This is a genomic window from Arcticibacter sp. (assembly GCF_045629565.1).
Classification (GTDB): Bacteria; Bacteroidota; Bacteroidia; order Sphingobacteriales; family Sphingobacteriaceae; genus Arcticibacter.
The window spans coordinates 1-18,486 of the sequence record NZ_JAZQRL010000047.1; the positions used below are offsets into that span (position 1 = coordinate 1).

The window sequence follows — 18,486 nt, forward strand, 5'->3', positions numbered from 1 at the left end:
CGTGTATTCATAGTGTTAATATTTAATCTGTACAAAAGCCTGCCTGGCATCCGGCACCTGTACCGAACAAGAAATCCAGTTGTAACCCTAAGTTTTTAATTTCGAGAAGTGAGTATTTCTCTTTGAATGTCCGGTCGTATAAAGCTTCCATTACCGCGGCCCACTTCATTATGTGGGGGTTAGTGTCATAGTTTTTCCGTAGTTGCTGCTCTGCTTTCCAAAAGCAGTTCTGGCAATTTGAATCTTTGGGAAATTCGATATCCTTGTCGCTCCAATACTTTCGAATGTGAGGATGAAGTATTTTGTCGTCGATTAGAGGAAACTGTCCTACTCTCCATACCATTTCCTGCCATTTATGGAACTTTTTCACTTTGGCGTACCTGCACTCAGTTGTGAACCTCATAACATTGTTGGAGGTCTCAGCACGTTCTTTTTCATCGTACCTGTAGCCGATGCGCATTTGGACAGGAAGCTCATGGTACATGTAGAGATAATAGAAGATCGGCCACATTTTTAGAATAGTAGTACAAAACCTTTTAGCGATGTTCGGTATGGCCTGTTGGTATCTAATCATATCTTCCCATCCCATTCCGCGGAGCCAAATTATTTCCCGACCCAGCATCTGCTCCAAATCGAACATCGTTTTTAGTATTATGGGGTCCTCTGATGTAGCGACAAACTCCGGCCAGTGACTGGAATACTTCTGCAGCTTGTCATTAGCCATCTGCATTAGGGTCTTGTCTATTCCTTTTCCAGCATTGTGATTATCTATGCAACAAAGGGCAAAGACTTCGATATCCGCAGGGTAGTGAACTGCGATATAAGAACTAGTGGGTCCACCAGACAGGCTGTTTACCGTTTTCATGCTAACTCTCCTTTATTAAGGTATCCGCGATCGATTAAACTTGTTACCGTATGCGCCATAACTGGTACCCGTTTCCCACGGTGTTTGATCACGTATGATGTGTGGTTGCCAGATTTAAATGGTATCAATTCGCCACCATCCTTGATTTTAGAAATTATACTGCGCTGGTTCGCAGTAAGTGGTTTGTGACTCATGCCCTCGCCAATTAATAGGGCATATCGTCATCCTCATCCTCAAAGTGCGAGTAGCCGCTATCGGTTCGCTCTGACTTCAGGAGAAGCATCTTCTTCTCTACCATCCTGTCAATCTCAAATACCTGAATAGGGCGTACGGCTAAACGCTCAGCATAGGCTGCGGCTACTTCTTCAGTTACGGGGTTGATTGCATAGATGGCTGCAGATCCGAAGAACCTAGTAAACTCTGGATTTTCTTTTGTCACCGGAACATCAACTCTGAGCATGTTTGTACCGGCTATGTTCTGTTCAGTTACTTTGCCAGCTATCTTGGTGTGACCAAAAAGTTCTACTATAGCCCAGATTTCGAGCTTGTCTTGTAATGTGTTCATATTCTATGTTTCTTAATTTCTAATGGTGATTTGATAGTCTGCCTGGTGGCTCTATCTATTTCGTGCCCTGTAATAATGTGTCTGCATTTGCTGTATCCGCACTTGATGATAGGTCGATCATCAGAAAATTCAATTTTGGAAAGTTGCTTCATCAAGCAGGCCGGGCAAATAATCGGTATGAGTTCAAGTGGGCGGCTCATAGGTCACACAAGCAAACATTAACCCTCCCAAAGCCAGCAACCCAAGCCCTATCATCAGCCAGATGAACCGTTTCTCCTCAGAGCTCAGCTTAATGCCTTCCTCAACCTCTTCGTAACCCTCTTTCAGGTCCTGATCAAGCACCGGCATGCCGTCCTGATCCCAGTCGTGTTGGTTGTATATCATAGTTCAAGCAGTTACAGAAATAAGATCCATTTCAAATTTTGCGAAGTCTTCAAGCTGCATCACCCTGATTCCAACCTTCTCCGCCAACTTCGCTTCCAAGTAGGCCCCTTTGCTCGTGATCCAGTCATCCAGGAGGATCACCGCATCACACTCCATCATCACCCGGATGCAGTCGCGCATACATCCGTTCCAATCATCCGGATGACGCCCCGTGCAGATCTCATGAGGATTACGAACGATGTATCCCATATTGCGCAGCTGGGTGGTAGCTGCTTCGAACTTTGGCTTATTCAAGTCAGGAAGTCCAGTGACTTTTCCTGCGACATATAGAACCGGCTTATTCATATAATTTGATTTTTAGTTATTTAAAAGGAGCCGGATTTTCACCGGCAACAAACTCTTAATTTGTTTTTTATCGAAAAAGAACGGCCTTTTGACAGGTGAGGCGAACTGCGAAGCCCTGCACCGGGAACAGGACCCCATTTTCCAAACTCAAAGCGTCCCCCGACGCTGCATAGATGACCCGGTGAGTGTGTTTATATCTTTTGAAGATTGTAGTTGATTGTGCAGAGCACCCGCTTAGCACGTTCCTGAAACTTAGCCTGGTCAGGGAATTGCCGAATTAAGGTTTCAAGTAAAACTCTGTCTTTCGTAAGCTCAGCGGACTTCACAGATTTACGCGATAGGGAAGGGCGCTGTCTCATTTGTCCACCCTCCACCCGATAGCCTCATTGCACATGGCCATATAGCCATTCAGTTTGGCCATGTAATTATGGTAACCTTTTTCAGAAGTGCGAATGGCGATCTTTTCGAAATACGGGTATAGCTTTACGCAAAGGCGTAACTTTTCGCGCCAGTAGAGTTGCCCTCTGGCTTTTGCGATTGTAAAGCGGATGGCTTCGATAGCCGCGAACTTTACTTGCAAAGAATGTTGATAGGGTACAGCCCGATATGCGTGAAATCTTTGTTCACACATTCCTTGTAATAAGTCAATTAGCTGCTCTGGAGTTACATTTTGAACTTTCGGTAAAACTTTTACCGAAAAATTCCGTTTTTTGTGCTGAATCATTTTATACAAATCGAAGGTTACTTTGATAAATGGGCAGTATTGGCGTACTGCCTTTTTTTGTTTATTGAAGATCTACCAGGTTAAGTTTGTAAGCGAGGGTAGATAGAGGACCTTTGCGCTCTGTACCTGCTTTTTCTGAAATGTTGTCTTTATGGTTGCGAAGCGTATTGTTGCTTATGCACAACTCCTCGCAAATTTCCTTGTCTAGCTTACCAAGACCGATTTCAGTTAGTACTTCGATCTCTCGCGCTGTTAATGAGCCATGTTTCAATTCTATTGTGCGTTTTAGTTTACGCGTCCGGGTGTAAACAAATTCATGTGGTTGAAGAATTCCGTCAGCACTTATGTCGGCCTTATTATCGAAGGCGCCATACAGCTCGCCGATATAATACTTTAATTGCGCTTCAACATCATTTATACCCGCTGTCTTCATTGCTGATAGCGCCATACGGTTCGCCATCATGTCGCGGAGAACTATATTCATGAATAGCTTTGGTATCTCATTGAATGCATAGACTACTCCGTTTACCATGCATTTGACATCATCTTCGGTCTTGAAGAATTCCGCAGCGGGACTAACGAGCGCGGGTGAGATGGATTGATTTTGCTTGATAAGGTTCATGATACTATCTGTGTGACTTGATTTTCTAATTCTTCGACTTCCTTCTTATGAGCCGCTGCCACTTTTAGCGAAACGGTGATGACACGTTTGTTATATCTGGAAGGTTCGTTCAATATCTTTCTCACTGATTCGACACTCTTGCCTGTAATTTTTGCTACCTGCTTGTAGCCTCCTTTCGGAAGTGCAGCCTTCAGTTCATTCAACTTGTCTTTGTCTAACATGACATTTTTGTGCGATTGCATGCGTCTGATTTGTGTCTGATATTTGTCCTAAATCTGTCTGATTGTTTAACAAATGTCAATAGTAAAATTTACAAATCAAAATTAATAATTGACAAAAAGACAAAAACAGTTGCTTATAATAAACAAGCGATTGACAATCAGCATAATAAATTTGCTTCATGTCAAATGTAAAGGACGAATCATTAGGAGTTTTGATTAAAAAGGCCATCATAGAGAGCGGAAAAAAGCAGTCGGTTATCGCTAAGAAGATGAATATCAGTCGTCAATCTTTAAATCAAATAGATAGACGTAAAACATTTGATCTTGAGTTTTTACAATTGTTAAAGGAGGCTTCAGGAATTGACTTTACAAATTACATTTTCAATCCGAAGAAAAATGTCAGGGATTTTCAGGAAGATCCGTCGAAATACGTAGTGGTAAACTCCAGCGCAAATGCTCCAACTATAGACTTTTCTCTTACCGTTAAGATACGTGCAGAACAAGAATACGTGAATAGGGTATCGGATCTACTCATGATCTTTCGTGCAGAGGCGAATAAAATGGGATTCTCAATTATTTAACAATATGGACTTCGTAACTCTCGATTTCGAAACCGCAACCTCTCAAAGAGCTTCAGCCTGTGAACTAGGAATCACGGTTGTAAAAAGTGGATTAATTAAAGAAACCCATAGCTGGTATATCAAGCCACCAACATATCCGTTCTTCGATGACATGAACGTCTCCATCCATGGTATCACCCCCGACGCTGTAAAGGATGCTGACGATTTCGCCGGACTATGGGATAAGGTTCAGCCGATTCTCGAAGGGCAACTCGTAATAGCTCACAATTCCTCGTTTGACATGAGCGTCCTAAAGAATTCTTTAGATCAATATTCAATTGAGTACCCTAATCTCCAAATTTTGTGTAGTCACGTGTTTTCAAAGAAGGTATGGCCGAATAGCGCACGGTACGATCTGTCTACTTTGTGTAGGGAGAATGGAATATCGTTCCGTCATCATCGTGCAGGATCTGACGCCAGGGCCACCGCTGAGCTTGCACTGAAAGCATTCGAGGTTATGGGGATTTCTTCTATAGATGAAATTGAAGAGAAACTTCAGACGGTCATCGGACATCTTAAAAAGGGAGAATATAGAAGATGTGAGACCAAGCGGGTGTATGATCCAAACCGGAAAGACCTGTCTGTATTCGTTGGAGACCCATCTCTTCACAATCCGGAAAATATATTTTTCGGAAAATCAGTAATGTTTACCGGTAAGCTAAATTCGATGCAGAAGAGTGAAGCACATCAAAAGGTAGTTGACTTGGGTGGCAGGCTCGCAAAGACTGTCAGCCGTGATACTCATTACCTGGTTGTCGGACAGCAAGAGTTAAAAGTTGTAGGTCCCGACGGCTTAAGTAGCAAACAAAGAAAAGCTATTGAGCTGGCCGCAAACGGACATCCGATAGAGATCTTATCTGAAGTCGAATTTTTAAGAAGCTTATAGATGTTAACTACCAACTTATCATTATACATCTCTAGCCTGAAAGAACTGAGGGCAGAAATTGCCGAAAGTGATTCAGAAGATTATGTAATCAACAAGATAAACCTCATTGATTATAATCTTGTGATGTATGATCAGGTCAGGCATGCCGAATGCTTGAGCTTGATTACCAAGTTTCATATAGCCATCATGGAACTACGCAATAGTGGCAAGCTGGAAAAGTTGCCTTTCTTGATATTGCTTGATGATTATATAGCGAAGTTGCCCGGGTTACTACCTGAATGATGCACCTGGAATAACCGGTAAAAAAGTCGAAAAAACACCATCTGTTTCAACATAAAAAATTAACCCGTTGAAACATAGCAGGATAGAATACAAAAGTTACACCTGATGGGTGTACAAAACGGGACAACTTCAAACGAAGCTTTGTCCCGTTTTTGTTTTATCAGTTGGCTTCTTATTCAACGTCCGTTGATTTAGCACCTTACTACGTATCCGACACATATACCTCAGCAGCTAGTCTACATATATGAACATTGACCATTGCAAACAGCCGTCTCACGAAATACCTGAATACGCGTGATACGTTCTTTGTCAGATGTCACACAATAGCAAACCTTATACATCATTTTCGCGGTTATCGATTTACTTGATCTGAAGATCTTAAAATCAAACCAAATGTCCCTTTCGTTCGTTCATTATTCAGGCGCTGCTCGATTTTTCATGCACTGTAAACATCCCGATATCAAAAGGCAGGTACGGGTAAGTGTGGTAGTCTCGGAAGGCGTAATGAATTTTTGCTAGTTAACGTCGAAAGTTATGGAAGAACCATTTGAAATAAATTACAGCACCGGTGAGACATCTTTTGTACTCGCTGTTTATCGCTCCAGGGACGATCAAGAATCGAAGTCGCGATATACCATCGTTGTGGATGAAGTCAGTCTTGGAGTGTTGTCTAAGCAAGACGACGACTCTTGGATTTGGGAGTCCGGAGGCAAAGAGGGGCCTAATCATGCAGGGGTGAATCTATATCCCGATTCAGCTGCCCAGATTGGCGAAGCAATAGAAGGACACGAGTCCAAAGGCCAAACTCCCCTGGGAGATTGACCAATATACGCCGAATTTGTTCATAGACTTCTGACTTGTGCAAACATCGCTGGCAAACCTTTGTTACATAAATACGATGAAACGATTATTAACATGGATACTCCCTTTAACCTTGCTTTCCTGCCGTGAGGCACCGAAAGATTTCAGTTCCGTATCCATTGGAATGACAAAAGATGAGGTTACCGCCGCTGCCGGGGAGCCAGCAAGAAAAAACGAACTTGCGGTAATAGACGTTTGGGTTTATCCTGAGGCAGACAGAAGCGTTATTTTTCGTAAGGATACCGTCTATAACATAGTAACATCCTCGGAAGCGCGCATCGACTCGATAGAAACCTCCCTCGAACGAACTGGCGACAAGGTCGAAACCAGTTTAAGCAGGCTGGGCGATAGTCTGGAAAAGACGGGACAGCAGATCAAAGATAAGTTCAGGAGAGATACAACGCGTAAATAAATAAGATAAGGTCCAGGAAATAAGAGCTGGCGAACCAGCTCTTATTTATTTCATAGGTAGAGGTATTATATGTTCATAACATCTGCTCTGATGATAAGTTTCGCGAACTAATACGTAATGTCGCGAGTTAAATACTCGAAAGGTTTCCCCAGTAGTAACCGTGCTATTCACAAATCCTCTTCACACCCTCGAAGAGTAATTTTCCACAGATACCATTAATACTTGTATTAACGTTTACTTTTGTGGGAATCAACACGCTCATGAATGAAGGATATCGATCTGGATCCATCTATTAAAGCAATACGTACGACGCAGCTAGGGATAGCGGTAAGTATAGTGCTTGTCCTGGTGAAAGCTTCGGCCGGGCATTTCGGGCATTCTTACGCACTAATAGCAGATGCTACAGAAACCGCTGCAGATATCGTAAGTTCGTTTCTTTTATGGTTAGGATTAAGATACTCGCTTAAGCCTGCCGACGCCCGCCATCCTTATGGTCACGGTAAAGCTGAACCGCTGGCAGCAATTGTTATTTCATTGTTTCTTATGGTAGCAGCTGTATGGATCGCCTACAATGCGATTGGTTTTATCAATACGCCCCATAAAGGTCCCGAGGTTTTTACTCTTTGGATTTTAATTGCTGTTATCGTGATCAAAGAATCCTTGTACCGGTACGTACTCAAAGTAGGGAAGGAGTTGAACAGTCAGGCAGTTAAAGCGGACGCCTTCCATCATAGAAGCGATGCGATTACATCGGGGGCAGCCTTTATCGGTATCTTGATTGCGATCATCGGAGGAAATGGTTATGAAGGAGCAGATGACTGGGCTGCGATCATAGCCGCGGCCCTCATTGTATATAATGCATTTAACATATTGAAACCAGCTTTTGACGAAATTATGGATAGCGCACCATCTGGTGAGATAATTAATAAGGTGAGGGATAGCGCTAGAAGTGTAAAGGATGTCGTTGAGGTTGAAAAGTGCTATGTTAGAAAGATGGGCCTTGATTACTTTATCGATCTTCATATTCTGGTAGACGCCGATCTTACCGTATCAGCCGGACATACCATCGCTCATATGGTAAAGGATAAGCTCATGAAGAGTAACAGCCAGATAAAAGGGGCGATTATACACGTCGAGCCTTACGTGACGAAAACAAACTAATTCAACAATTAACTATATATATGAAGCTCAAAACGCTCTTAATCACAGGACTACTATTTGTCGCTGTTTCCAATCAATTGAAGGCGCAATTTACTCTGCCGGATTTACCTTATGGCTATGACGCCCTGGAGCCGGTAATTGACAAAGAAACGATGGCCTTACATCACGGTAAACATCATGCAGGCTATGTATCTAACCTTAACGCGGCCATTAAGGGTACAGCGCTGGAAACAAGGTCCCTGGATCAAATCCTCGGATCTTTAAAAGGCGCTTCTCTTGCAGTGCGCAATAATGCCGGTGGACACTATAACCACTCCCTGTTCTGGAAAATCATGTCTCCAAAAAGCACCGAACCTTCAGCAGCCCTGGTTAAATTAATTAGTAAAGATTTTGGTTCCATGGACGCCTTCAAATCTGCCTTTGCAGATTCAGCAGCAAAACGATTCGGTTCAGGCTGGGCCTGGTTGATAGTACAAGATGGAAAACTGAAAATATCGAGCACCCCGAATCAGGATAACCCCTTAATGGATGTGGTGGCAGAAAAAGGTACTCCTGTTTTGGCTCTGGATGTTTGGGAGCATGCTTATTACCTCAAGTATCAAAACAAGCGGGCCGATTACATCTCCTCATGGTGGAAGGTTGTAAACTGGAAGGCTGTTGAAGAACTGTATAACCAGGTAAAGAAATAATACCAGGCGATCAACCGAAAGTTCATTGAACCCAGGTCCAAGACGATGCCCTATAAAAAAAAGCTGGACGAACACCCAGCTTTTTCTTTTATTTATATTTTCTGAACCAACTGCTTACCTTCATTTGAATCACTCCCAGGAAGGCCTCCCTGAAAATCCGGGTACTCATCTTTGATGTCCCTTCGGTTCTGTCAGTAAAGATAATAGGCACTTCAACAACCTTGAACCCATAATTGATGGCTGTAAACTTCATCTCAATCTGGAAAGCATAGCCCACAAACCTGATTTTGTCCATCTCTATCTTCTCCAGAACTCGTCTTCTATAGCACTTAAACCCGGCTGTAGCATCATGTATATCAATCCCCGTTACGAAGCGTACGTACACAGAAGCAAAATAAGACATCAACACCCGGCTCATAGGCCAGTTAACGACATTGACACCTGTAACGTATCTCGAGCCTATGGAAAGATCGGCACCATCAAGACATGCCTGTCTAAGACGCAAAAGGTCCGAGGGGTTATGAGAGAAATCAGCATCCATCTCGAAAATGAATTCGTACGTGTGGTTAAGTGCCCATTTGAAGCCATGGATATATGCTGTACCCAAACCCAGCTTTCCTTTTCGCTCTTCAATGAAGAGTTTTCCCGAATATTCTCCCTGCAGATCTTTTACTATATCTGCTGTACCGTCTGGCGATCCATCATCAATAATCAGTACATGAAACGGAATAGACAGAGAAAAGACCGTCCGGATAATTTTTTCAATATTTTCCTTTTCATTATAGGTAGGAATTATGACTAAGCTATCAACTAACACGGCATTGGATTATAAATATGAATAAGTCTGTTATTCTAATGTACATTATGCATAAGTCGCTTCATGAGCGGCGTTAATAACATAATAAGGACGCCCAGCCCGATGGGAATTAATGTGAAGATCAGGAAAAATGTCGACATCGAATACTGTGCTGTAATCTGATCGATCATGCCACCCATGGTTCCCGCTATTTTGTTCCCAATGGCAATCGCCAGGTACCATATGCCGAACATGATGGCGATCATCCGTCCGGGAACCAGCTTGCTAACATACGAAAGACCTACAGGAGAAATGCAAAGCTCTCCCGAAGTATGGAAGAAATAGGCTGCAACCAGCCATAACATGCTTACTGAAGCTTCCCTCGCTCCCTGCGGAATTCCACTTGCGCCATAGGCCAGTGTTGCAAAGCCTATACCGAGAAAGATCATCCCCAATCCGTTTTTAACAGTTGCCGGCGGGTTGAATTTGCTTTCCCATACTTTCGAGAACAGGGGTGCAAGCGTTATGATAAACAACGAATTTAACACCATAAACCAGGTGGCGGGCACCTCAGCCTTTACATCATTATACTGACTCTTGAGCATATAAATAACGATGCTCCAGATAATAACAAAGCCGCTGGTAAGGATAATATTCCCTACTGCGAACCTGCTGAATGTCTGTCTGATCAGCTTATAAAGAACATAGGTGATGATGGTAAGAGGAATTATAGTGATCAACGTGTTGACTACGTTAAAGATCACTTTATAATTTCCCTCCAGAACACGAGCGGTATAATCCCTTGCAAAGATGGTCATCGAGCCACCTGCCTGTTCGAAAGAAGCCCAGAAGAATATAGTGATAAATGCCAGAATTACAACCGCAATCATCTTATTCCTTAGAATCGGCGTGTATTGTGAGATTCTCTTGATGATGACCATAAGGAATAGTATAAGCGCCGTTATGATCGCAAAATTGCTTCCGGAAAGACCGGCAATAGAGAAGTTGAAAACGTCAAAAGATGTAATTTTTGACACGGGATCGTTAATCACCCACACCAGTCCTACTACAGCAATAATGCCGATCAATGCCAGATCAAACGCAGAGAAAGGGTTTTTCGTTGCCTCATCCGGATGTTCCACTTCTTTCGAAATCTCATCTTCAACAGGCTTCAATCCAATGTTACCGAAGATATTCTGGGTAAAATAAAACTGAAGCATCCCAATAAACATAAAGATTCCAGCCAGACCGAAGCCATAACTCCATCCCCAGTCCGGACTCTCACCAATGTATCCGCAAAGGAGCATCCCAAGAAAAGCCCCCGAGTTAACACCCATATAGAATATGGTATAAGCGCCGTCTTTCTTTTGCGGATGATCTTTATACATTTTGGAAAGGATAGAAGTCATATTCGGTTTGAAGAAACCATTACCGACAACTAAAAAGCACAGACCGATGTACATGAAAATAGGATCCACTTCTATAGCCATGGATAAATGTCCGATGGTCATTAAGAGTGCGCCGAGCACTATCGCCCATCTATAACCGATAATCCGGTCAGCAACATAGCCGCCGACGATTGGCGTCAGATAGGCAAGAGAAGTATAAGAGCCATAGATAGCGAGTGCACTCTCTCTTGGCCAGCCCCAGCCCGGATTAGATCCCAGGACGGATGATGTCAAAAACAGTACAAGGAGGGCCCGCATGCCGTAATAAGAAAATCGCTCCCACATTTCGGTAAAGAACAATACGAATAATCCTTCCGGATGTCCTAATACCTTCGAATTAAATAAATCAGTTGATTGATACGACATATTCAAATAAATAAAGCAGTCTATTTTACTTCTCCCATAAGCTTTCTAATCGCGGGAGCGCTAACGATCATGATGATACCGGCAATTAAAGCATATATAGCCAGTTGTTTATATCCATCGGTAAAAGTGATCAGTTTTTGTTGAATGGAATCATTTTCACCGGCTTTTGATAATCCGGCACCCAATATTCCGGCCACATATTGTCCATAAGCACTCGCAAGAAACCACATACCCATCATAACACCCTGCAGTCGGGCAGGAGATAGTTTAGTCATGATGGAAAGGCCGATAGGGGAAAGACAAAGTTCACCGAATGTAATGATCAGATAAGCTATCGTGAATACATCCAGTGAAGTAATTCCGTTCTCGTCAGCAAAAAAACGGGTGGCGTAGAATGTAAAGAACGCACCGGCAAGAAACAAGAAGCCTAAACCAAATTTGACAACCGTATTGGGTTCAATCTTTCTTTTAGCCATAGCGAGCCAGATCAGTCCTATGATAGGTGCAAAAATGATGACAAAAAGAGAGTTCACGGAGTTATTTACGCCATTAGGGTCTAAAGTAAAAGTACCTAACAACTGGTTGTCGAGATTACGCGCCGAGAACAGCGCCAATGAACCACCGCTTTGTTCAAAAAACGCCCAGAAGAGAATAGAGAACAAAATGAAGAACAAAGCCGCCAACAGCTTCTTACGTTCTTCCTTTGTATGTTTAGTCATCTCATAGAACAGATAAAGCAGGGTTGCTGGTCCTATGGTATACATAAACCAGTCAGTATACTGCGTTTGCGAAACCATGATCACGATCAGCGGAATAACGGCGAGAGAGCCGAGGTATACCGCATAACTTTTCCATGCCGCAGGCTGAGTATATTGCGTCTTGGTCTCCACAACCTGATCGCCTGCTGTACTTAGCGATAGATCTTTGTCGGTGGTAGGAGGCTGAGGTACCCTTGCCGAAGGCGGCAGGCCGATAGGCCCGAGACTTTTCTGTGTAAAAACAAAAGTGACCAGGCTAATAGTCATCACTATTCCCGCAAGCGCAAAGGCCAGATGCCATGAATATTCCTTTCCTATCGCTACGCAGGCATAACCGCCCATCAAGGCGCCTATGTTGATACCCGAGTAAAACAGCGAAAATCCCGCATCCCTTCTTGAATCGTCTTTTTTGTATAGCGCACCCACCATCGTAGAAATGTTGGGTTTGAAAAATCCAGTACCTACAATAGTAAAGGCAATGCCCGGAAAGAACAACGCATGCGGGTCATATGCTAAGATTGCACTGCCCACAATCATCAGCAGACCACCCCAGAACAGCGACCTCCTGAATCCCAGTATCTTGTCGGCAAAAAGCCCTCCTATAAAGGTGAACGCGTATACGAAAGCCTGGGTAGCTCCGTATTGCAGGTTCGCCATCTCGTCCTTCATGAGGAGTTCCGTCACCATGAAATAGGTGAGCATTCCTCTCATTCCGTAGAAACAGAATCGTTCCCACATTTCCGAGAAGAATAGATACCACAATTGTTTAGGGTACTTTCCCTGAAAGTTTTGGATTTCCTCCAACGTGGGTTGGGTAGATGCTGCTAGTCCGGCCATTATAAGTTATCTATTATAAAATCTGTCATTTTAGAATAAAGGTGCATTGACGTTTCCCCACCGTATATTCCGTGGTTTTTATCCGGATAATAGGCCTGCTCAAACGGCTTATTCGCCTGTATCAGGGCTTCTGAGAGAACGACGCTGTTTTGAAAGTGCACGTTGTCATCACCGGTTCCGTGGATCAGAAGAAACTTCCCTTTAAGGAGGTGCGCGAAGTTAACCGGTGAGTTATCATCGTAGCCAGCCGGGTTCTCCTGCGGCGTTTGTAAATAGCGTTCGGTGTAGATCGTATCGTAAAACCTCCAGTTAGTAACCGGCGCAACGGCTATGGCCATCTTGAATACGTCTGCTCCTTTAGTTATACACAAAGACGACATATAGCCTCCATAGCTCCACCCGAACATGCCAATTCGCCCGGCATCCACGAATGATTGCTTGCCCAGCCATTTAGCTGCCTCAATCTGATCTTCCGTTTCATACTTCCCCAGGTTCTTGTAGATCATCTTCTTGAACTCAGCTCCTCTAAAACCCGTACCACGGTTATCTACACATGCTACAATATACCCTTGTTGCGCCAGCATGTTATACCACTTGTTCCTTGTACCACCCCATGCGTCTGCAACGCTCTGGCTGCCTGGGCCACCGTAGACAAACATCAATACCGGGTATTTTTTCTTCGGATCGAAGTCTGAAGGCTTTATCATCCAGCCATTTAAACTCACTCCTTCTGAAGTTTTAAAACTAAAAAACTCCGTCGGCGCAATCTTAAAGTCAGCCAAGCGGGCTTTTAACGCAGCATTATCTTCAAGCAGCCTGACGGTATTTCCTGAACGATCGTTTAGCGTGATGTAGGCCGGCTGGTTAGCTGTTGAATGGTTGAGTATAAAGTAAGAAAAGTCGGCGCTGAAGGTGGCGTGGTTCGTTCCGGTCTGATTATTAAGCCGCTTTTTTCCGGTGCCGTTCAGCTTGATGGAAAAAACGTCCCTTTGTGACGGGGAGTTCTCTGCTGATTGAAAGAATACAGTTTGCGTTTTCTCATCAACACCGTAAAGTTCTGTCACTTCCCAATTTCCTTTCGTGATCTGCCTGACCACCTTGCCGTTCATATCATACAGGTAGATATGATTGAACCCGTCACGCTCGCTAACATTAATAAACTGCTTGCCGTTATTTAAAAAAGTAAGCTGTTCTTTTTCTATGTCAATGTAATACTTGTCAGTTTCCGTTAAAATGACCCGGGATTTTCCATTAACGGCATCCGCGAGCAGGTAGTCGAGTTTATTCTGATGCCTGTTCATCCGCAAAACACAAAGTAAAGACGAACTGTTCGTCCACCTTACACGGGGGATGTATTGGTCTGTCTCCTGACCAACATCAATTTTTACCGTTGTCTGCCTCGGCAGGCTATATACGTGAATACTTACAACAGAGTTTTTCTCACCAGCCTTAGGATATTTGTATTTATACGCCGTCGGATACAGCTTATCGAAAATCGTCATCGAGTACTCCGGAACCAGTGCTTCGTCGAACTTATAATATGCTATGCTCTGACCATCGGGACTCCAGAAAAAAGCTTTTGCGAAAGCGAATTCTTCTTCATATACCCAATCGCTTTGTCCGTTGATAATCCGATTAAAAGAGCCGTCAGTGGTGATCTGCGTTTCTCCAAGATCGTTCCCGAGGTCTTTAACAAACAGATTATTGTCTCTTACGAATGCAATCTTGCTGCCATCTGGAGAGAAGCTGGCGAATGACTGCTTGCCCCTGGACGAAACTTCGATAATTTTTTTAGAATCGAGCTCATAAACGTAATAATTAGCTTTTGTCGAATGGCGATAAATCGGTTCTTCATCCTGAGCGATAAGTGCTTTTTTTTCATCACTGCTAAAATCGGTGCTGAGCTCCAGTGTATCAGATTGATGTATAAGGTCTTCCTGAAAATACAACGCCTTATTGATTTTGCCGTCACTAAAGTTGTTTTTAGCAACAAATATTTTCCCGGTTTGCGGGTCACGCTGAATGGAGGCGAAGCTCTTCCCGTCCTTCATGGAATTAAGTCCGTAAACAGAGCGCTGCGCAAATATATTTTTCTTGAAAATATCCTCCAGTGTAATGTTCTGGGTGCTCTGGGCAAAAGTGTTCCCCGAAATAAGCAGTAACAGCAGTAATTTCTTCATGAAGTGCTAAGAAGAATAAATTTTAGTATGAAAAATCGTTTCTAACATGTGGAAGGGCTCAAATATCAGTAATTTTTTAAAATAAAGTTCTATTGCGCTATTTCAGTTTGTTGATAATCTCCGTGTTTCTCTTTCTGGGATCAATATACAAGTCGTCCATTTCTGAATCCTGATTAGTTAATGTAATGTTTTGAGTTAATTTCCATCTCCCGTTAACTAATTTTAAGCCGTCATACGATAAGTCCGGACCAAACAACGCAGGATTATTCCCCATCTCCGGAGCTGGCGCCGCAAGGTGGTCAAAAACTATTCGGTTTTCTCCCGCCTCATAGTTGAGCATCATGGAAGCTGAACGATTGTATTCAAATACGATCCGATGTTTCCCGTTGAGGGCCGCTTTTCCTTCAAATACCGGCATGCCGAAGATCGGTTTGTTGTTCTCGAAACGTAGTACTTCTATGACCTTTTTTGTGGATTTGACGTTGTTGCCTTTCCATCCGAGCAAAATATAGTAGGGCAAAGACGTGTTTTTGTTAACGGGAATGATCTTATAATACTGGGATCCCAGCCAGTGGTTATTATCCAGTAAAGTGTCCTGTGGTGAGTTGATGTTATTTGAGTAGTCGACAAGAGGGTGAAGCTGCAGCTTATCGGAGGATTCCATCTGAATTGCTCCGTAAAAGCGATAAGTCCCGTTGCGATTCATCACATGCCATGTAAACAGTCGAAAAGCGTTATCTGGTGATCGTTGAATGCTGAGCGACTTTAGCGAGTCAAATTCGAAAGTATAAGAATTTTGTGTCTGTAAGGCCCTCACCAAAGTGCGAACCATAATCGCGTTAGATTCATACCGTTCCGACTGGTCCGGGCTGTTAATTACCTTGAAAGCAAGTTCTTTCAGGGTGTCCTGGTAAGCGTTGAGTTTTGACAACTGAGCATCAGTCAAAGGTTTTTGCCCTAACGCCACTTTCCCAAATCCTGCTAACAGCAAAAACATTAAAATTATCCTTGACATATCTCTCTTTCAGTCAATAGGTTCATATAAACGAAGAATTAATCAAAACTTGCTTATTTTTGAACAGATAAAGAACTTCTGTGGCAAAACTAAAAAAAAAATACCATCTCCTTTTATACCGGCGGTACGGGTCCAAGTTAAAGTATGTCATGATGGTAGCTTGCGTTGTTATTGTAACAATGTTTTTGCCTAAGCATGCCCGCTTCAAGTACGAATACGAGAAAGGAAAAGTATGGATGAACAAAGATCTGGTTTCTCCATACAGCTTCGCAATTGAGAAGACCTTCGACGAGATCGAGCAGGATAAAGCTGAAGTATATAAATCAGTGCTTCCCGTATACCATAACCGATCAGATATTTTCAAAACCGAGTTTCAGGCATTCATTGGCGACTTCGACGTTAAGTGGGATAACGCAGGGGAAGAAGAACGACTCAAGAAAACCTACCAGGAAGTAGGAGTACGTATTCTGGCGGCTGTCTATGAGAAAGGGATCATGGCTCATGTCAAAAAGTTTCAGCGTTCTGGTACCAACTACAACTTTACGTTACTCAGCAATAATGAGGCTAAGCAAATGAATACCATTGGCGTATTAACGCTCGAAACTGCCGAAGACTATATTGATGAGCAGGTTAAAGAGGCCAATGCCATTAAGAATAAGGCCTGGCTAAGTAAACTGATCAAAGATCATATTCAGCAAACATATATTTACGATGAACATCTCACCGAGAAAGTGGAAGCAGAGGCGCTTAAAAATCTTTCGCCAACGCGAGGCATGGTGCAGCAGGGCGAATTGATAATTGCTAACGGGGCAGTAATCAGTCAGGAGATTTATCAAAAACTGGAGTCGCTGAAGAGCACGTACGAAGAAGAAAGGCATTTTAGCGGCAACCGTAAAGCAATCTTTATCGGTCAGCTTGTCTTAGGTGGCCTGATCGTATGTCTGCTAATGGTTTTTCTCCGGCTTTTCCGAAAGGACATCTATGAAGACAATCGAAAGATGTCGCTCATTTTGGTCGTCATAACCATGATGCTGGTGAGCCTTTCCTGGGCGATTAGCTTGAAAATACCCAATCTGTACTATATACCCTACTGTATTGTACCGATCATCATCCGGATCTTGTTTGATACCCGGCTTGCTTTAAACATTCACCTTTTGGTCGTCCTCATTGCGGGTTTTTTTGTGCCCAATAGTTTTGAATTCGCCTTTCTGCAAGTAACGGCAGGTATGGTTGCCATTTACAGCATCAAAAACCTGGTGAAGCGCGAGCAGTTGCTGATCTCCGCCATATTGATTCTCTGTACCTATATCGTCGCCTTTTTCGGTATTTCGCTTATCCGAAATAACGGAACCCTTTCCAGTCTGGAGTGGATGAGTTTTATTCCGTTCGTATTCAGTGTTTTGTTATCGCTCCTGGCGTATCCGCTCATCTATGCGTTTGAGCGGGTGTTCGGACTTACCTCAGAGGTAACCTTGATGGAGATTACGAATACCAATTCAAAATTGCTCCGTGAGCTTTCCTTTAAGGCTCCGGGTACTTTCCAGCATTCGTTGCAAGTTGCTAACCTTGCCGAAGCAGCAATTTTTAATGTTGGAGGTAATGCGCTGCTGGTGCGGGCAGGGGCACTATACCACGATATCGGAAAAATGGAAAACCCGCATTATTTTATTGAAAATCAAAATGTAGGATCTAATCCACATGATAAATTGTCCTACGAGGCCAGTGCGCAGATTATCATTCAGCATGTTACAAAAGGCGTTGAATTAGCGAGGAAAAATCATCTGCCGGAGATCGTGATAGATTTTATCAAAACGCATCATGGGAATACCAGGATGGATTACTTCTACCAATCATTCCTTAAAAATTTCCCGGAAAAGTTTGTTGATGAAAATATTTTCCGCTATCCGGGGCCTATTCCGTTCTCTAAAGAGACAGGGGTACTAATGCTTGCCGATTCTATTGAAGCTGCTTCCAGAAGTCTGAAAGAGCCCAATAAAGAAAGTATCAGTGCCCTCGTAGACCGTATCATTGATTACAAGCTTGAGCAAGGTCAATTAAATAACTGTAATATCACGCTAAAAGACATCGCCACTATACGTTCTATCTTCAAAAACATGCTAATGAGCATCTATCATGTTCGTATTGACTATGTAGTTTAGAAAAACTCTTTTTTAATTGCAATTATTAACTGCTTAGCTGTCAGGGGACTTTGTTCTTGAGCTGAAAAATGATTGGATATCAAGCTTCAAATTGTGAAAATATTTTTTGAAGGATAGGTTGAATTACTATATTTGCAGTCCCTGAAAAGAGGGGTGAGGTGCCTGAGTGGCCGAAAGGAACAGTTTGCTAAACTGTCGTACTGGAAACGGTACCGAGGGTTCGAATCCCTCCCTCACCGCGGATAAATTAAAAGCCTGTAAATTGTCGATTTACAGGCTTTTTTCGTTTC

At 43.1% G+C, this 18,486-nt stretch carries 20 protein-coding genes and 1 tRNA gene; 9 read left to right on the forward strand and 12 right to left on the reverse strand.

The features are described from left to right. Window positions 1–22: 22 nt before the first annotated feature. The 7 genes from ACKI5J_RS06330 to ACKI5J_RS06360 all read right to left on the reverse strand — a co-directional run bounded on the left by ACKI5J_RS06330 (window position 23) and on the right by ACKI5J_RS06360 (window position 3,726). Complete coding sequence (locus ACKI5J_RS06330; protein WP_407427653.1) at window positions 23–865, reverse strand: hypothetical protein; 843 nt, start codon at window positions 863–865, stop codon at window positions 23–25. Between the two features lie 205 nt (window positions 866–1,070). Beyond that, window positions 1,071–1,430, reverse strand: coding sequence for a hypothetical protein (locus ACKI5J_RS06335; RefSeq protein ID WP_407427655.1), 360 nt, complete (start codon window positions 1,428–1,430; stop codon window positions 1,071–1,073). 183 nt (window positions 1,431–1,613) lie between these two features. Further along, window positions 1,614–1,814 (reverse strand): hypothetical protein, encoded by a 201-nt coding sequence (locus ACKI5J_RS06340; protein ID WP_407427657.1) that lies wholly within the window; start codon window positions 1,812–1,814, stop codon window positions 1,614–1,616. 3 nt (window positions 1,815–1,817) lie between these two features. Next, window positions 1,818–2,159, reverse strand: a complete 342-nt coding sequence (locus ACKI5J_RS06345; protein WP_407427659.1) for a DUF4406 domain-containing protein — start codon at window positions 2,157–2,159, stop codon at window positions 1,818–1,820. A 355-nt stretch (window positions 2,160–2,514) separates the two neighbouring features. Next, window positions 2,515–2,739 carry a hypothetical protein gene (locus ACKI5J_RS06350; RefSeq protein ID WP_407427661.1) on the reverse strand — a complete coding sequence of 75 codons (225 nt, stop codon included), beginning with the start codon at window positions 2,737–2,739 and terminating at the stop codon, window positions 2,515–2,517. Window positions 2,740–2,944: 205 nt separating this feature from the next. Next, a complete protein-coding gene (locus tag ACKI5J_RS06355) occupies window positions 2,945–3,505 on the reverse strand; it encodes a response regulator transcription factor (RefSeq protein WP_407427663.1) in 561 nt (186 codons plus the stop codon). After that, window positions 3,502–3,726 carry a hypothetical protein gene (locus ACKI5J_RS06360; RefSeq protein WP_407427665.1) on the reverse strand — a complete coding sequence of 75 codons (225 nt, stop codon included), beginning with the start codon at window positions 3,724–3,726 and terminating at the stop codon, window positions 3,502–3,504. Before ACKI5J_RS06360 ends, ACKI5J_RS06355 begins: the two co-directional genes overlap by 4 nt. Before the next feature lie 179 nt (window positions 3,727–3,905). Between ACKI5J_RS06360 and ACKI5J_RS06365 the strand changes: the two genes are divergently transcribed. From ACKI5J_RS06365 to ACKI5J_RS06395, 7 genes are all read left to right on the forward strand, one after another. Then, window positions 3,906–4,307 (forward strand): helix-turn-helix domain-containing protein, encoded by a 402-nt coding sequence (locus tag ACKI5J_RS06365; RefSeq protein ID WP_407427667.1) that lies wholly within the window; start codon window positions 3,906–3,908, stop codon window positions 4,305–4,307. A gap of 4 nt (window positions 4,308–4,311) precedes the next feature. Then, window positions 4,312–5,232, forward strand: coding sequence for an exonuclease domain-containing protein (locus tag ACKI5J_RS06370; protein WP_407427669.1), 921 nt, complete (start codon window positions 4,312–4,314; stop codon window positions 5,230–5,232). Continuing rightward, on the forward strand, window positions 5,233–5,514 hold the full coding sequence (locus tag ACKI5J_RS06375) for a hypothetical protein (RefSeq protein WP_407427671.1): 282 nt from the start codon (window positions 5,233–5,235) through the stop codon (window positions 5,512–5,514). A gap of 534 nt (window positions 5,515–6,048) precedes the next feature. Next, window positions 6,049–6,336, forward strand: coding sequence for a hypothetical protein (locus ACKI5J_RS06380; RefSeq protein WP_407427673.1), 288 nt, complete (start codon window positions 6,049–6,051; stop codon window positions 6,334–6,336). Window positions 6,337–6,412: 76 nt separating this feature from the next. Further along, window positions 6,413–6,787: a hypothetical protein gene (locus ACKI5J_RS06385; protein ID WP_407427675.1), complete on the forward strand. Its 375-nt coding sequence runs from the start codon at window positions 6,413–6,415 to the stop codon at window positions 6,785–6,787. 264 nt (window positions 6,788–7,051) lie between these two features. Beyond that, on the forward strand, window positions 7,052–7,948 hold the full coding sequence (locus tag ACKI5J_RS06390; protein WP_407427677.1) for a cation diffusion facilitator family transporter: 897 nt from the start codon (window positions 7,052–7,054) through the stop codon (window positions 7,946–7,948). 20 nt (window positions 7,949–7,968) lie between these two features. Next, window positions 7,969–8,637, forward strand: coding sequence for a superoxide dismutase (locus ACKI5J_RS06395; protein WP_407427679.1), 669 nt, complete (start codon window positions 7,969–7,971; stop codon window positions 8,635–8,637). Between the two features lie 88 nt (window positions 8,638–8,725). Here ACKI5J_RS06395 and ACKI5J_RS06400 read toward each other — a convergent pair whose 3' ends face one another. The 5 genes from ACKI5J_RS06400 to ACKI5J_RS06420 all read right to left on the reverse strand — a co-directional run bounded on the left by ACKI5J_RS06400 (window position 8,726) and on the right by ACKI5J_RS06420 (window position 16,037). Next, on the reverse strand, window positions 8,726–9,454 hold the full coding sequence (locus ACKI5J_RS06400) for a polyprenol monophosphomannose synthase (RefSeq protein ID WP_407427681.1): 729 nt from the start codon (window positions 9,452–9,454) through the stop codon (window positions 8,726–8,728). A 35-nt stretch (window positions 9,455–9,489) separates the two neighbouring features. Beyond that, window positions 9,490–11,247, reverse strand: a complete 1,758-nt coding sequence (locus ACKI5J_RS06405) for a peptide MFS transporter (protein ID WP_407427683.1) — start codon at window positions 11,245–11,247, stop codon at window positions 9,490–9,492. 20 nt (window positions 11,248–11,267) lie between these two features. Beyond that, entirely contained in the window at window positions 11,268–12,842 is a 1,575-nt protein-coding gene (locus ACKI5J_RS06410; RefSeq protein ID WP_407427685.1) for a peptide MFS transporter, read from the reverse strand. Next, window positions 12,842–15,022: a S9 family peptidase gene (locus ACKI5J_RS06415; RefSeq protein WP_407427687.1), complete on the reverse strand. Its 2,181-nt coding sequence runs from the start codon at window positions 15,020–15,022 to the stop codon at window positions 12,842–12,844. The genes ACKI5J_RS06410 and ACKI5J_RS06415 overlap by 1 nt, the downstream gene beginning before the upstream one ends. Before the next feature lie 97 nt (window positions 15,023–15,119). Beyond that, complete coding sequence (locus ACKI5J_RS06420; RefSeq protein WP_407427689.1) at window positions 15,120–16,037, reverse strand: hypothetical protein; 918 nt, start codon at window positions 16,035–16,037, stop codon at window positions 15,120–15,122. A gap of 152 nt (window positions 16,038–16,189) precedes the next feature. Here ACKI5J_RS06420 and ACKI5J_RS06425 point away from each other — a divergent pair, with 152 nt between their 5' ends. Continuing rightward, window positions 16,190–18,196, forward strand: coding sequence for an HD family phosphohydrolase (locus ACKI5J_RS06425; protein ID WP_407427691.1), 2,007 nt, complete (start codon window positions 16,190–16,192; stop codon window positions 18,194–18,196). 152 nt (window positions 18,197–18,348) lie between these two features. After that, window positions 18,349–18,435, forward strand: a tRNA-Ser gene (locus ACKI5J_RS06430). The last annotated feature ends 51 nt before the right edge of the window (window positions 18,436–18,486 follow it).

Coding starts and splice junctions, on each gene's coding strand:
- ACKI5J_RS06395 (WP_407427679.1), top strand. CDS start 7,969: ATGAAGCTCAAAACGCTCTTAATCACAGGACTACTATTTGTCGCTGTT.
- ACKI5J_RS06360 (WP_407427665.1), bottom strand. CDS start 3,726: ATGTTAGACAAAGACAAGTTGAATGAACTGAAGGCTGCACTTCCGAAA.
- ACKI5J_RS06380 (WP_407427673.1), top strand. CDS start 6,049: ATGGAAGAACCATTTGAAATAAATTACAGCACCGGTGAGACATCTTTT.
- ACKI5J_RS06410 (WP_407427685.1), bottom strand. CDS start 12,842: ATGGCCGGACTAGCAGCATCTACCCAACCCACGTTGGAGGAAATCCAA.
- ACKI5J_RS06420 (WP_407427689.1), bottom strand. CDS start 16,037: ATGTCAAGGATAATTTTAATGTTTTTGCTGTTAGCAGGATTTGGGAAA.
- ACKI5J_RS06375 (WP_407427671.1), top strand. CDS start 5,233: ATGTTAACTACCAACTTATCATTATACATCTCTAGCCTGAAAGAACTG.
- ACKI5J_RS06365 (WP_407427667.1), top strand. CDS start 3,906: ATGTCAAATGTAAAGGACGAATCATTAGGAGTTTTGATTAAAAAGGCC.
- ACKI5J_RS06370 (WP_407427669.1), top strand. CDS start 4,312: ATGGACTTCGTAACTCTCGATTTCGAAACCGCAACCTCTCAAAGAGCT.
- ACKI5J_RS06340 (WP_407427657.1), bottom strand. CDS start 1,814: ATGATATACAACCAACACGACTGGGATCAGGACGGCATGCCGGTGCTT.
- ACKI5J_RS06330 (WP_407427653.1), bottom strand. CDS start 865: ATGAAAACGGTAAACAGCCTGTCTGGTGGACCCACTAGTTCTTATATC.
- ACKI5J_RS06335 (WP_407427655.1), bottom strand. CDS start 1,430: ATGAACACATTACAAGACAAGCTCGAAATCTGGGCTATAGTAGAACTT.
- ACKI5J_RS06390 (WP_407427677.1), top strand. CDS start 7,052: ATGAAGGATATCGATCTGGATCCATCTATTAAAGCAATACGTACGACG.
- ACKI5J_RS06425 (WP_407427691.1), top strand. CDS start 16,190: ATGGTAGCTTGCGTTGTTATTGTAACAATGTTTTTGCCTAAGCATGCC.
- ACKI5J_RS06385 (WP_407427675.1), top strand. CDS start 6,413: ATGAAACGATTATTAACATGGATACTCCCTTTAACCTTGCTTTCCTGC.
- ACKI5J_RS06345 (WP_407427659.1), bottom strand. CDS start 2,159: ATGAATAAGCCGGTTCTATATGTCGCAGGAAAAGTCACTGGACTTCCT.
- ACKI5J_RS06405 (WP_407427683.1), bottom strand. CDS start 11,247: ATGTCGTATCAATCAACTGATTTATTTAATTCGAAGGTATTAGGACAT.
- ACKI5J_RS06415 (WP_407427687.1), bottom strand. CDS start 15,022: ATGAAGAAATTACTGCTGTTACTGCTTATTTCGGGGAACACTTTTGCC.
- ACKI5J_RS06355 (WP_407427663.1), bottom strand. CDS start 3,505: ATGAACCTTATCAAGCAAAATCAATCCATCTCACCCGCGCTCGTTAGT.